This is a genomic window from Thiomicrospira sp. (assembly GCF_014859555.1).
Lineage (GTDB): Bacteria > Pseudomonadota > Gammaproteobacteria > Thiomicrospirales > Thiomicrospiraceae > Thiomicrospira.
The window spans coordinates 1-14,083 of record NZ_JACUTY010000011.1 but is presented as its reverse complement, the minus strand read 5'-3'; the positions used below and the strand labels follow the sequence as shown (position 1 = coordinate 14,083).

The following is a 14,083-nucleotide window of genomic DNA, read 5'->3' as shown; positions in this document are numbered from 1 at the left end:
AGGATGAATGATTATTTGTTATTAATAGATAGTGTATTAATTTAACGGAAGCGGTGCAGTTTTTTACGTTCGCTAGAAGAGGGAATACCCAAAGCTTCACGGTATTTGGCGATCGTGCGACGTGCGACACTGATGTCTTTTTCTTCTAATAACTCCATTAACTTATTATCACTTAAAGGTTTCTTGGCCTCTTCTTGTGAAATCAATTCTTTAATATGTGCTTTAATCGCAATCGCTGATTGGTCATCGCTGCCATATTGACTGACACCGGTAGAAAAGAAATATTTTAGCTCGAAGGTTCCGCGCGGAGTTTGAATATATTTTTGGTTGGTGGCGCGCGAAATCGTTGATTCATGAAGTTCTAAAACTTCGGCCACTTCACGCAAAACCAAGGGCTGCATAGCTTGTTCGCCTTCTTCAAAAAACCGATGCTGTTTTTCGACAATATATCGCCCAACCCGCAACAATGTTTCGCCACGACTTTGTACACTTTTAATCAAGCCCCGCGCTTCAACCAATTGTTCTTTGATTTTACGCGCTTGCTCGCTATTGGTTAATTTACTCGCCAGATCAATGTAGGTAGCATTCACGTTTAATCGCGGAAAAGCCTCGGCATTCAGCTCAACCACCCAACCTTGGCGCGATCGAAATAGGCGTAAATCGGGCACAACAATATCCGCTTGTGTTACCGAAAATTCACGGCCAGGGCGCGGATTCAGCGATTGGATACTGCGCAACAGCTCATCGAGCTGAGCATCATCCAATCCATACACCTTTTTAATGCGTTTATGGTCACGATACGACAACCAGTCAAAATGCTCTTCGATCAACTGTTTGGCGGTGACAAGGTAGGGCGTTTTAGGCAGGGATTTAAGTTGTAGAAGTAGACATTCTTGAACTGATCGCGCGCCGACACCCGACGGCTCGAACTGTTGAATAATTTCCAAAACCGTTTCTAGATCTTTTAAGCTGATCTTTAGCGAAGGTTCATGTTGATGAATAGAATTGAGCACTGATTCGAGAGGCGCATGCAGATAACCTTCGTCGTTGATTTCATCAATTAAGAATGAGGCAATAGTCGCAAAGCTGTCCGATGGCCAAGCATAAATGTCGGCTTGCCAGTTTAGGTGGCTATGCAAACTAACTTGTTCAGCTGTATAGTTTTCTGGTGCGCTATATTCATCAGAATCTTGCGAACGGCTGGTTTGAGACGAAGAAGGGGTGGTTTGTCGGTCGCTATATAAGTCATCCCAAGAATAATCTGCGCTGTAAGCCTCATCGGCATGGTTGGCATCATCACTAATATCAAGTGCTTTTAGGTCTTGATCAGCGGCTAGTTGACCGCCAGCCTCTAAATCCTCTAACGCATTTTTATCTCGCGATTCATCAGAGTTGTCCAAGTCATCAACCAAATCATCTTCAATTTCGAGCATAAAGTTGGTTTCAAGCGTCGCTTGAATCGTCTGCTGAACCTCCAGAGCGGAATACTGCAATATCTTAATTGACTGTTGCAACTGGGGCGTCAATTTAAGTTGTTGACCAATATTTATTTGTAAACCTGGCATCATCGCCATCTACAAACACTCCTTTAATTCGTCGTTTGCTTGAGCTTATTTTAACAATAAAACTCAAGCAAACGACGCAGACTAAGTATCAAATTCACCCCTAAAGCTTAGAGTTGTCGATATAATAATCGAAAACTAATAAAAACGTAACGACAACATCAAAAAGTCTTGGGAGGACCCAGAAATGACAATGAAACTTGAAGCTAAACAACTTATTGATCAGCTAGATGACAGTGCAAGTTGGGATGACTTAGTTCGTGAGTTAATTCGCCAACGTAAAGTCACCTTCGGCATGCGGGATGAAGAAATTCAACAAGCCGAAGAACTCAGCGTATCGGATGCAAATGCTATTATTGCGCGTTTAAACTCTGGCAATTCGTTGCCTGATGATATGCGTAATACCAATAAATACAAGCCTGGCAATGCGACCACTTTTGGTATGGTGACCGGTATTTTGGCGATTCTATTTTTTGTGATTCCGCCCATTTCATGGATTGCGGCCATAGCCGCTTTTGGTGCTGGGGTTTATGGCTTGATTAAAAAAGAAGACAAGGCTTGGATTCCAATTTTGTTAGCTATCGTGTCTTTGTTTGCATATTTTGTAATCGGGATAGGCGATTAAGCGTTTCAGCAAGATAACTCGTCGAACGACAGAAACCAGCTTCAGGCTGGTTTTTTTGTGTCTAAAATTGCAAATTATGTTCCACGCAGTACAGGTTAAGTTTTATTCAACTTCTAGTATTTGTTATATTTAACAATCAGATAGAAACAATTCGTGTTGATATAAACCCAACTAGTTGTTCGCATAATGTATATTATGTTAAATTGGATAATGTAGAAATTAGCCCTATTAGCCCTAACCAATCAGCCGTTAGCCCTCACTACAAAACTTACCCAAACTCGGAACTATGAAAATAACCGCGTCACTTCTTCAGGTGGTCTGGCGATAACGGCTTGGTTACCAATCACTACAATCGGTCTTTGAATCAACTTAGGATGCGAGCTTAAAATCTCTAACCAGGCCTGGTGCTCACGATCATCACTCACATTTAAACCCATGGCTTGAAACAAGACTTCGTTTGTTCTGATAATGTCGATGGCCTGACTCTTTAATAGTTGACATAATTCGTTCAATTCCTTGACACTAGGCGGTGTTTCTAAATAACGTATTTCTTCAACTTCATAACCATTCGCGTGCAATAAGGTTAAAGCCCCTCGACTTTTTGAGCACATGGGGTTGTGGTAGATGCGGGCTTGTTTGGCTGTCATAAACCTATCCTTGATCTTATTATTATCTTGATGCTTTTATTCTTTGTTCTCTTTATCTAAACGTTTACTTAAGGCGGCTTCCACCGCATCGAGACGCGATTTGCAAACCTGGTAGGCACGGCTAGCGTCATCAACCATTGGTACTAACTGGTCAATATCGACTTCTTCCGCATGCGTTAATTGCTCGGCAATTTCTTGCAGGCGTGCATAATTTTGTTTGAAGCTTTCGGCTTTTGCAGATGCTTTGGTTTGAACTTTAGCCGTCATGTTGACTGGACTCCTGGTTAATTAAATTCTTAAGCGGTTTTACCTGAACTATACCGTCTTGAAATTCGATTCCAAATTGGCTTAAGGATTGAGCGTGAGCGGCACTGGAAATCGGTGTGCCTTGTTGTGTTTTTGCAATGGTAAAACCGCGTTTAAGTTGCGATTGCGGTCCTGAACTCAAAATAAACCCCATAGTTTTCTTGAGCTGTTGACGATACAAACCAATCGCCCTTTTAGCATTCTGCTCAATCAATTGTTGGTTAAGCTCCAGCTGCTGTTTTGCCCGATTTAAGGGTTGCTGAGCTTGGCTAATGATATGGCGCAATTGATAATCTAAGCTTGCACGTTCACTGCTCACCCATTGCTGGCTGGTGTGTTTTATTTGGGTATATAAGGGCTCAAGCTGCGTTTTCCAATGCGTCAGGTTACGTTGTTGTGAATAATCAATGTGTTGTTTGAGCTGCTGCAACTGAGCTTGCGTGGTCTGCAATTGCTGCTGACTGAGGCGTTCAATTTGCTGCCAGTTCTGCATAGCTTGCTTTGCGCTGCTTTCTATTCGGTGCCAAATGCCGGCGGCCACTTTACTAGGTGTATCAAATCTTAAGCACGCGACTTCATCTAAAATCGTATTATCACGTTCGTGTCCAATTCCAGTTAAAACCGGTAATGGCTGAGTCGCCAAGGCTTTTGCCAATTCCAATTGGTTTAACGGATTGAGATCTAACTTAGCGCCACCTCCGCGAATAATCACCAAGGCATCAAACGGATTATTTTGGTGAATACCGCTAAATGCATCCAGCGCACTCAGCATTTCACTTAACACCGCTTCGCCTTGAAAACTGCTATGAAAATACACAAACTCGCATAAGTTATAGTGTTCAAGTGCATCCGCTTCGGCGCGAAAATCGCCTAAACCAGCCGCGTTAGGTGGCGAAATCACCGCGATTCTAAACAAATCAGAGGGCAAAGGAATTTGTTTATTGGCTTGATAAATCCCTAACTTTATCAATTCCTTACGAATGGCAATTAAGTTAGCTTCAATCTCACCTAAGGTGAACTTAGGATCAAGATCTTCAACTACCAGCGAAAAGCCAAACTTCTCATGAAAGTTAACCGCGACCTGGATCAGCACGTTTTGACCGTCTTGTAGCTCACTGCCGGTCACTTGTTCAAACCTAGCCAATAAACGACTGGCATTCGAAGCCCAAATCATCGCACGACACGAAGCCAAGGTTTGACCTTGGTCGTTGTTTTCACTCAGCTCTAAATATATATGGCCGCGACGCTCATTAATATTCGCAATCTCCGCCCTCACCCATACAGCCTGTGGGAACGCGCCTTTTAGTTTGATCTGCACCTGACTTAGCAATTGCGTCAAGCTGACACTGTTAGTGGCGCTTTCATCACCCGATGGATTAGCAACCGAATCGAAACTTAAATCCAGCAAACCGGTCAGCGGATCTACAGCCGCAGCTTCGACAATTAAATCGGTTTGACTTGCAGGATCAAGCCATTGTGAAAACAAACTTAAATCAACTTGCTCAGGGTCAGGCAAATACCATTTACGTTTAAGCGGGTCCCAACGTGCGCCCTGCTGTTTGGCTAAATCCTTGTCTGGATAGGGTACATCAAGATACAGCATCTTGAGACTCCGTTCGTCGTTCAGTCGCTTGCTGAACTAAGGCGTAAGCCTGTTGCAGCACCTCAATACCCGCGCCTGGTTTAAACGCGTTTTCGGATAAATACCGTCGCCATAATCGTCCACCGGGTTGACCATGAAACAAACCCATCATATGACGGCTGATATGATTTACACGCCCACCGGACGAAAGATGCGTTTCAATGTAGGGATACATGCTTTCTAATACCGCTTTACGTGTTTGGCTGACGCTTTCATCACCATAATATAAAGCGTCAACCTCGGCCAATAAATAGGGTTGCTCATATACGGCGCGCCCCAACATTACACCATCTACGGCTGGCAACTGATTATAAACTTCGAGATGCGCCAGGCCTGCTTGGGGCGAAGCAATGCCGCCATTAATCATCACTTCAAGCGCGGGAAAAGCTTGTTTTACTTCATGCACCCAATTGTAATTAAGTGGTGGCACATGTCGGTTTTGTTTGGGCGATAAACCTTGCAGCCAAGCTTTACGCGCATGAATAATTACACCGTCCACTTGGGCTTCGACCAAGCCACCGATGAAACTTAATAAGGTATCTAGGTCTTCTTGATCATCAATGCCAATTCGGCACTTAACCGTCACTGGAATCGATACTACGGCTTTCATGGCGGCGACAGAATCAGCAACTAATTTTGGATGCTCCATTAAACATGCGCCGATTAAGTTGTTTTGCACACGATCACTCGGGCAACCGACATTTAGATTAATGGCACTGTAGCCCCACTCTTCGCCTAACTTAGCACAATGAGCTAAATCAGCCGGATCGCTCCCACCTAATTGCAATACGACCGGTATATCTTGTTCATCATGACCCAAAAAACGTGGTAGATTTTTGCCATAGATAATCGCACCAGTGGTGACCATTTCGGAATACAACCAGGCCTGGTGGCTAAGTTTACGATGAAAAACACGACAATGGCGATCGGTCCAATCCATCATGGGCGCAACGGCGAAGCGGTGCGGGCTGATTTTTGAAGTTGCAGAGCTAAAAGATTTGGTCACAGGTTACTTTAAGTCAGGTAATTTAAAGTCTAAGATTATCCATTAAGATGCATTAACATGCAATTCTGGCGCCCATAACCGACCAGTTTGTTGATAGCCGTCTTAATTATCTTGAGTTTGATTTGGACTTTTTGGCGTTTCATTGTAGTATTACGCGCTCGAATGGCGTGCAAACTGAGTATATACAACAGGTCACGCTGAAAAAAAATTGTCCCTAACATAAGGAAAGCACTATGGCACAGCGCGCATCAGCTCGTCACCTATTGGTTGAAACCGAACAACAATGTTTAGACCTAAAAAAACAAATTGAAGACGGCGCGGATTTTGCCGACATCGCTAAACAACACTCAAGCTGCCCATCGGCTTCTCAAGGTGGCGAATTAGGTGAATTTGGCCCAGGTATGATGGTGCCTGAGTTTGATAAGGTCGTGTTCAGCGCACCCGTTAATACCGTACAAGGTCCAGTTCAAACTCAGTTTGGCTATCACTTGTTAGAAGTAACCAGCCGCACAGAATAAGTTTCCACTTTATGTATCGTTGCCCACTCTGCCAACATCCACTTGTGCGTGATGGGCAACAATGGCACTGTGACCAACGTCACAGCTTTGACATTGCCAAACAAGGCTACGTCAATCTCCTACCGGTTCAAAACAAACGTTCTAAATCCCCTGGCGACAATGCCGATATGATGCAAGCCCGCCGCGACTTTCTTAATGCCGGCTTTTATCAGCCATTATCTGACCAACTAAACCAGCTTTTTATAGATTACCTTGGCTTTATGCCGACACCACAAATTTTGGATTTGGGCTGCGGTGAAGGTTATTACAGCGCCCGCCTCCATTCGGCTTTCAACCTGAAAAATCAAGCGCAAATTTGGGGTTTAGACATCTCTAAAGACGCGATTCGTTATGCGGCTAAGCGTGATAAACAAATCCAGTTCTGTGTTGCCAGTGCGTATGATTTGCCGTTTTCGGATCAGGCCTTCGATGGCTTAATGCGAATTTACGCGCCCTCTTTAGCGTCCGAAATTGAACGTGTCACCCGACCGGGTGGATGGTTAATCACGGTTCAACCAGCGGCGGATCATTTGGCGGAACTAAAACAAGCCATCTATAGCCAACCTCAACCCCACGATGAAACTCCTGAATCGATTCAAGGCTTTGAGTTAATTCAACAGCATAAACTCAGTTATGAGATGACGCTTGATTGTGAGGCTGATCGTCTGAATTTGCTTAACATGACCCCATTTGGTTGGAAATTAAACCCCGAGCAAAAACAAGCCTTATCCCATTCGTTAGTTAAAGTTAAAGCCGATTTCCTAATCTGTGTTCAGCAAAAAAATCAATAATTAAGTAAATACCAATATTTAGGCCGCTAACCAGGCCTGGTGACTCCTTTTAAATCTCAAATCTGTTAGCATATTGGCTTAATTTAATGGACCGAACGCAATAAGATGACACCTGAACTCGACTTAGCTCAACGTTTATTTCCAAAACGCAATCCAGACCAGTTTTCGACTGAGCTGCTGAATGCCTGTAAGTTGGCTCTAGAAGCGGAGTACCTGCCGGAACGTCGCTTAATTTCTAGCTTAGAAGCCATGGATGTGTTGCTCAGTCTTAGCTTGGATGATGACACCTATATTGCGACTTTAATTAGTGACCTTAATTTAGAACCGCTTTACACCATTAAAGATTTTGAAAAGCAGTTTGGCAAAAACACCGCCAGGTTAGTTGAAGGTATTCGCCGCTTAAACAATTTTAAAGAGTTTGATGTGGATACACATGGCGATGAAATTCAAACCGAGCGGTTGCGCCAAATGCTACTAGCCATGACCTCGGATATTCGTATTATGGTGGTCAAGCTCGGTTATCGCGTGGCACGTTTGCGCCACTTGAAATTAGAAGACGAAAATACCCGCCGCTTAATTGCCGAAGAAACCCAACTCATCTTTGCACCGCTCGCTAATCGTCTAGGCATGGCCCAACTAAAATGGGAACTGGAGGATTTGTCGTTTCGATATCTGCATCCAGATACCTATAAAGCCATTGCAAAACAGCTTGCGGATAAACGCGCTGAACGCGAACACTACATTCACGACTTGACCGTGACGCTGAAATCACTGCTTGATCATGAAGAGTTAATCGCCGAGGTGTCTGGCCGTCCAAAGCATATTTACAGCATCTGGAAAAAGATGTCGAAAAAACACTTGGAACTGGATGAGCTGTACGATCTGCGTGCATTGCGTATCTATGTGTCAAACGTATCCGATTGTTATCGTGCTTTAAGCCTAGTTCACAGCAAATGGAATTTTATTCGTAATGAATTTGATGATTACATTGCAACCCCAAAAGAAAATGGCTATCAGTCGATTCATACTGTCATCATTGGCCCGCAAGGTAAAACGGTTGAAATTCAAATTCGTACCCATGAGATGCACCAGCATGCCGAGCACGGCATTGCCGCGCACTGGAAATACAAAGAAGGTGGCAAAGGTCATGATGTCAACTTAGAAGCTAGCATTAACAGTATGCGCCAACTGCTTGAAAATCGGTCAGATTCTGAGGTTTTCAACGAAATCAGTATGGAACTGCAAAGTCAGAACATCTATGTTCTAACCCCAAATAACCAAATCATTACCTTGCCGCAAGATGCCACCCCACTCGATTTTGCTTATGCGATTCATACTGATTTAGGCCACAGTTGCCGAGGTGCAAAACTAAACGGCAAAATCATTCCATTAACCCAGGCATTAAAAACCGGTGATCGGGTTGAAATTTTGTCGATTAAACACGGTGAACCCAACCGTAACTGGCTTAACCCAAATTTGGGTTACCTCAAAACCAGCCGCGCCCGCACACGCATTAAAAACTGGTTTAACAAACGCAATAAAGACGCCAATATTGAATCAGGTGAACAGTTATTCCAACGTGAAATAAAACGATTAAATGCGCGTCATATAACGGCTAAAAACATCGCTGAACACTTTCATTTTGAGTTGGAGAAAGATTTTTTTGAAGCCTTAGGCAAAGGTCAGCTAAATGAACGCCAGCTTTTGAATGCGATTCAAAAACGCATTCGGCCTTACTTAAAGCAGAAAAAAACACTGCCAACGCAACCCAGTATCCTGCCGACTGAAGAGATTCAGCCATTTGTGGTGGGTGCGCCAAACTTACGCACCCAGCTTGCGCCCTGCTGTGAGCCCAAGCCCGCTAATCAAATCATTGGCTTTGTCACACGTGGGCGCGGCATCACGATTCACCGTGTTGATTGTGCGAATATATTAAATTTATCCGACAGCGATAAACAGCGTTTAATTGATGTGCGCTGGAGCAATCAATCCGATCAGCAATCCATCTTTATGATGACATTGCATATTTTGGCCTTTGATCGCAAAGGTTTATTGCGCGATGTAATGGCCAAGTTGACCGAGTTTGATGTCAACCTAGTGCGTTCCGACACGCAAACCGACCGCCAAGAGCGGTCAGTGGATATGCAGATGGAACTAGAAATCAGCGAGTCAACCGACTTAGGTCAGTTGCTCGACCAACTTGAAGCTTTAGCGAATATTGAAGAAGTCAGTATTGAACAACATGAGGTAACCGATGCGATCGATTAAAATGGGCATTTTGAAAGGCATTCGATCTATCAAATACAGTAGCTGGTTAAATGAGAAATTTCCTGGTCTAAAAAATCGAGACCTTTGGCGTGGTGATCGCAATACATTTGCGAAAGCCGGTTTTGTAGGCATTTTTTGCGCCTTTATTCCGATGCCGCTGCAAATGCCAATGGCGGCTATTATGTCTTATTATGCAAAAGCTAATATTCCGTTGGCCGTGGCCTTGGCCTGGATCACCAATCCGCTAACGATGTGGCCTATTTGGAGCTTTGGTTATATTGTGGGCGCACGTCTGTTGGATATGCCAACCGTTCAACATATTGAAGTTACCGATGGCGTGGGGATTTGGGGCTGGATGATTGAAGTATTACCCCAAATCTGGTTACCACTCTGGTTTGGCAATATTTTTATTGGCACATTGTTAGGCACGATCTTATATCTGGTGATTCGCTTTATGCGTTTGCCGCATATTCGACTGCACCTACCCAAACGCAAACAAACCAAACGGCCTCCTTCAGCAGACTAAAGGGGCGCTTGGTATTACCCAAAGTAAGCGGCTTGATCAATATAAACCCAGGTTTGTTGGTTCGCTGTTAATTGATTAATGGGTAAGGCCTGGTGATCCAACCAAGCCTTAACGGCTTGATGTTTACCCGCACCGCTAATAAGTTTAAGCATCACTCGAGTGTTAGCTAAGCGCTGATAACTCAAACTCACCCTTTCCAAAGGCGATTTAGGTGAGTTATCAATGCCAATCACATCCGCACTTACGTCTTGATTATGATGTCCGGGAAACAAACTCGCGGTGTGGCCGTCCTCACCCATGCCCAACATCACCAAATCAAATTGATCCACTGACTCTAAAGTTTGGCTATAAAGTTGAACCGCGTGCTCTAAGCCTAATTCAGTAGGAATCGTTTTGATGTTTTGAGCCGGAATCGGCACAAACGACAACCAGGCCTGGTGCAATGCTGCGCTGTTGCGCTCTGGATCATCCACTGGCAAAACACGTTCATCCCCCATATAAATAAACCATTTCGACCAGGCCTGGTGGTTCTGTTCGCGCAATAATTCATAACAGCGATTAGGTGTTGTTCCACCAGCGGTGACCAAATGAAACACCCCTGTTTCGGCAATCGACTGTTCAGCGGTCTCAATAATTAAGTTAACCGCCTGTTTGGCAAGGCTTTCAGCTTCATCAAACAAACACCAACCTGTCGGTAACTCACTCATGTTCTGGTTCCAACGAATAACGCCAGGTTTGGCCAGGCTGATCAAATAACTTCACTGAATCTTTAGGCCCCCAAGTGCCCGATGGATAGGTATCAATATAGCCACGTTCGCTTGACCAGTTCTGTAACACGGGATCGACCACTTTCCAAGCGGCTTTGACTTCGTCATAACGTAAAAATAATGACCGGTCACCTTTAATCACATCCAGTAACAGGTCTTCATACGCATCACTTCTTAATGCACCGGGTTGGTGCATAAAGGCATCCAAGCTAATTTGGTGTGTATTGATTTCCAAACCGGGTTGCTTGGCGGTCATTTCAATCCGAATCGTCTCTTCTGGCTGAATCCCAAATACTAACCAGTTTGGCTCCATCTTTTTCACTTGAGAATCCCTAAAAAACTGTTTAGGCGGATGTTTAAAACAGATTGAAATCAGGGTCTGGTTTTTAGGCATATTTTTGCCGGTTTGAACATAAAACGGCACACCCGCCCAACGCCAATTTTCAATATACAATTTTAAAGCCGCATAGGTTTCGGTCACGCTATCTGGTGATACGCCGGGCTCATCTAAGTAGGATACCGCTGGTTTACCTTCGACTTCGCCGGCCGCATACTGAGCGCGATACGCTTGCGCGTTGACCGAGCTTTTGCTAATGGGTCGGATGGATTTAAGTAACTTAACCTTTTCATCACGCAAAGCTTCGGCTTCAATTGAAGCAGGCGGCTCCATTGCAATCAGTGCAAGCAATTGCAATAAATGACTTTGAATCATATCGCGTAACGCACCACTACCATCGTAATAACCGGCTCGTTCTCCAATCGGTTTGGCTTCAGCGTGGGTGATTTGAACATGGTCAATATAATTGCGGTTCCAGAGCGGTTCCATTAACAAGTTGGCAAACCGAAAAACCAGTAAATTTTGCACCATGCCTTTACCCAGGTAATGGTCAATTCGGTACATTTGACTTTCATCAAGTTGTTTATTGAGTTGAATTTGAAGACTTTTTGCACTCTCGACATCATAACCAAACGGCTTTTCAAAAACCACTCGCTTCCAGCCATCCTTCTCATTCAGCAAATGGGTTTTGCCTAAATTTTCCACCACCGGAGCAAAGTCTTTGGGGCTAATGGATAAATAAAACGCCATGTTTTTTGAGAATTGATTGGCTTCAAAATAGCTCGCTAAACGTTTAAAACTTTCGAGCTCATCAATGTCGGCTTTAAAGTAATCCAGCCGCTGGCTAAACTTTTCAAATAAATCATCCTTAATACCGCCACGGGCCAATGGAAAAATGGCTTCGCGTGCCGCCTTAATCCAGTCTGCTCGCTGCCAATCACGACGACCAATCGCGACAATTTTGACACCTTCGTCTAAACGCCCGACTTCCTCTAAGTGATAAAACGCCGGTAACAATTTGCTAAGCGACAGATTGCCGGTCGCGCCAAAAATGACATAAGTACAATGGGTTGTCATACTTAAACCTCGTAGGTGCTAGAGCGGATATTTCCACCAGACCCAACCCAGTCCGTATGAAACCATTCACCGCGGGGTCTATCAACACGTTCATAAGTGTGGGCACCAAAATAATCACGCTGTGCCTGAATCAGATTAGCCGACACTTGTTCGCTGCGATAACCGTCGAAAAATGCCAGCGCTGAACTTAACGCTGGCGTTGGAATCGAGTTTTGTACACCAAAAATAACCGCATGGCGCCAGTTAGATTCGGCTTCTTTAATCGCCCGTTCAAAAAACGGCGCTTGTAATAAATTCGCTAGATCAGGCTGTTGATCAAATGCGCTTTTTATTTCAGCCAAAAACCGACTACGAATAATACAACCGCCACGCCACATTAAAGCGATGCCACCGTAATTAAGCGGCCATTTGAATTCGCTGGCCGCTTGCGCCATCAACATATAGCCTTGGGTATAAGAAATAATTTTAGCCGCGTACAAGCCATCATGAATCGCCTGTAACATCACTTCACGTTCAACTTCTACCGTCGGTAAGCTACGTGGGTAAATTTTTGCGGCTTGCAAACGTTCATTTTTTAATGCCGATAAACAGCGCGCATACACCGACTCGGTAATTAAGGTCAATGGAATGCCCATTTCGAGCGAGCTAATTCCGGTCCATTTTCCGGTACCCTTCTGCCCGGCGGCATCTAGAATCTTATCTACCAACGGTTCGCCGTCGGTGTCTTTAAAACTCAAAATATCCGCGGTAATTTCAATTAAGTACGAATCCAACACCCCACGATTCCACTCGGTAAACACTTGGTGGCATTCATCGGCACTCATACCTAAACCTTCACGCATAAGCTGATAAGCTTCCGAAATCAGCTGCATATCACCATATTCAATGCCGTTGTGCACCATTTTAACGTAATGCCCTGCGCCTTCTGGGCCAACCCAATCACAACAAGCCTCATCGTCCGAATGCGCCGCAATTGCTTGGAATATAGGTTGAACAAATGGCCAAGCCTCTGGATGTCCACCCGGCATAATAGATGGCCCAAAACGCGCACCTTCTTCACCACCCGACACGCCGGTGCCAATAAAATACAAACCTTTGTCAGCCAGCTCACGCGTGCGACGCGTTGAGTCGGTATAAAGTGAATTGCCACCATCAATAATAATATCGCCCGCCTCTAACAAAGGCGTGAGTTGATCAATAAAATCATCCACCACCGACCCGGCTTTTACCATCAACATGATTTTGCGTGGTGTTGACAAGGAATTCACCAAATCGGTTAGGTTTTCAGCCGCTTGAATCGTTTTGCCCTTTGCCGTTCCTTCTATAAAAGCCTGTGTTTTGTCAAAAGAACGATTGTAAACCGTGACTTTAAAACCATGGTCGGCCATATTTAAGACCAAGTTTTGCCCCATAACCGCCAGGCCGATTAAGGCAATATCTGCTTGAAACATAATGCGTTTCCTTTGTATGCGTTAAGCATAGTTTGTGATGGTTGGTGATGACAAATTGAAAAACCAAAGCCAATTTTTTAGCTGAATTTAATTCAATTGATAATATAAACGGCACCATGAAGTGAAAGACATTCTGCTTATGAATGTACCATAAGATTAAGAAAATTAAAGCCGCAGAAATGAAAAAGCCCGAGCAAATTAAATTTACTCAGGCTTTAGTGTTGGCGTCCCGTAGGGGAGTCGAACCCCTGTTACCGCCGTGAAAGGGCAGTGTCCTAGGCCTCTAGACGAACGGGACGTGTTTTGCATTCCATGCTAGGCATGGATTAGGTCAAACTGAATAGGGTTATATTTCAAACCGGCCTAGGCTATTCAATTCAACAAAATTTGGAGCGGGAAACGAGACTCGAACTCGCGACCCCAACCTTGGCAAGGTTGTGCTCTACCAACTGAGCTATTCCCGCAATGGCGTCCCGTAGGGGAGTCGAACCCCTGTTACCGCCGTGAAAGGGCAGTGTCCT

The 14,083-nt window shown here is 44.4% G+C and carries 13 protein-coding genes and 2 tRNA genes; 5 read left to right on the top strand and 10 right to left on the bottom strand.

The features are described 5' to 3' along the window. Nucleotides 1–41 precede the first annotated feature (41 nt). Entirely contained in the window at nt 42–1,574 is a 1,533-nt protein-coding gene (locus tag IBX48_RS03330) for an RNA polymerase factor sigma-54 (protein WP_296830711.1), read from the bottom strand. A gap of 175 nt (nt 1,575–1,749) precedes the next feature. Here IBX48_RS03330 and IBX48_RS03325 point away from each other — a divergent pair, with 175 nt between their 5' ends. Continuing rightward, nucleotides 1,750–2,187 (top strand): hypothetical protein, encoded by a 438-nt coding sequence (locus tag IBX48_RS03325; RefSeq protein WP_296830709.1) that lies wholly within the window; start codon nt 1,750–1,752, stop codon nt 2,185–2,187. Nucleotides 2,188–2,471: 284 nt separating this feature from the next. Here IBX48_RS03325 and IBX48_RS03320 read toward each other — a convergent pair whose 3' ends face one another. Genes IBX48_RS03320 through dusA form a run of 4 tightly spaced genes read right to left on the bottom strand, consistent with a single transcriptional unit; the run spans nt 2,472 to nt 5,788 of the window. After that, nucleotides 2,472–2,834: an arsenate reductase family protein gene (locus tag IBX48_RS03320; RefSeq protein ID WP_296830707.1), complete on the bottom strand. Its 363-nt coding sequence runs from the start codon at nt 2,832–2,834 to the stop codon at nt 2,472–2,474. Between the two features lie 36 nt (nt 2,835–2,870). Next, complete coding sequence (gene xseB, locus IBX48_RS03315) at nt 2,871–3,101, bottom strand: exodeoxyribonuclease VII small subunit (protein WP_296830704.1); 231 nt, start codon at nt 3,099–3,101, stop codon at nt 2,871–2,873. Continuing rightward, complete coding sequence (gene xseA / locus IBX48_RS03310; RefSeq protein ID WP_296830702.1) at nt 3,091–4,743, bottom strand: exodeoxyribonuclease VII large subunit; 1,653 nt, start codon at nt 4,741–4,743, stop codon at nt 3,091–3,093. Before xseA ends, xseB begins: the two co-directional genes overlap by 11 nt. Beyond that, nucleotides 4,730–5,788, bottom strand: a complete 1,059-nt coding sequence (gene dusA / locus IBX48_RS03305) for a tRNA dihydrouridine(20/20a) synthase DusA (protein WP_296830700.1) — start codon at nt 5,786–5,788, stop codon at nt 4,730–4,732. Before dusA ends, xseA begins: the two co-directional genes overlap by 14 nt. 233 nt (nt 5,789–6,021) lie before the next feature. On the opposite strand from dusA, the gene IBX48_RS03300 reads away from it, so the two are divergent. The 4 genes from IBX48_RS03300 to IBX48_RS03285 all read left to right on the top strand — a co-directional run bounded on the left by IBX48_RS03300 (nt 6,022) and on the right by IBX48_RS03285 (nt 9,930). Continuing rightward, complete coding sequence (locus tag IBX48_RS03300; protein ID WP_296830697.1) at nt 6,022–6,306, top strand: peptidylprolyl isomerase; 285 nt, start codon at nt 6,022–6,024, stop codon at nt 6,304–6,306. An 11-nt stretch (nt 6,307–6,317) separates the two neighbouring features. Continuing rightward, nucleotides 6,318–7,136, top strand: a complete 819-nt coding sequence (rlmA, locus tag IBX48_RS03295) for a 23S rRNA (guanine(745)-N(1))-methyltransferase (protein ID WP_296830695.1) — start codon at nt 6,318–6,320, stop codon at nt 7,134–7,136. Between the two features lie 105 nt (nt 7,137–7,241). Beyond that, the gene (locus tag IBX48_RS03290) at nt 7,242–9,404 is read left to right on the top strand and encodes a bifunctional (p)ppGpp synthetase/guanosine-3',5'-bis(diphosphate) 3'-pyrophosphohydrolase (protein ID WP_296830693.1); all 2,163 of its coding nucleotides are present in this window, start codon (nt 7,242–7,244) and stop codon (nt 9,402–9,404) included. Further along, complete coding sequence (locus tag IBX48_RS03285; RefSeq protein ID WP_296830691.1) at nt 9,391–9,930, top strand: DUF2062 domain-containing protein; 540 nt, start codon at nt 9,391–9,393, stop codon at nt 9,928–9,930. The genes IBX48_RS03290 and IBX48_RS03285 overlap by 14 nt, the downstream gene beginning before the upstream one ends. Before the next feature lie 14 nt (nt 9,931–9,944). On the opposite strand, the gene pgl is transcribed toward IBX48_RS03285, so the two are convergent. From pgl to IBX48_RS03260, 5 genes are all read right to left on the bottom strand, one after another. Continuing rightward, a complete protein-coding gene (gene pgl / locus IBX48_RS03280) occupies nt 9,945–10,637 on the bottom strand; it encodes a 6-phosphogluconolactonase (protein ID WP_296830689.1) in 693 nt (230 codons plus the stop codon). Next, complete coding sequence (gene zwf / locus IBX48_RS03275; RefSeq protein WP_296830686.1) at nt 10,630–12,111, bottom strand: glucose-6-phosphate dehydrogenase; 1,482 nt, start codon at nt 12,109–12,111, stop codon at nt 10,630–10,632. Before zwf ends, pgl begins: the two co-directional genes overlap by 8 nt. Nucleotides 12,112–12,113: 2 nt before the next feature. Beyond that, entirely contained in the window at nt 12,114–13,562 is a 1,449-nt protein-coding gene (gnd, locus tag IBX48_RS03270) for a decarboxylating NADP(+)-dependent phosphogluconate dehydrogenase (protein WP_296830684.1), read from the bottom strand. A gap of 222 nt (nt 13,563–13,784) precedes the next feature. Further along, nucleotides 13,785–13,860 (bottom strand) — tRNA-Glu (locus IBX48_RS03265). 90 nt (nt 13,861–13,950) lie between these two features. Continuing rightward, nucleotides 13,951–14,026: transfer RNA gene (locus IBX48_RS03260), tRNA-Gly, on the bottom strand. Nucleotides 14,027–14,083 lie beyond the last annotated feature (57 nt).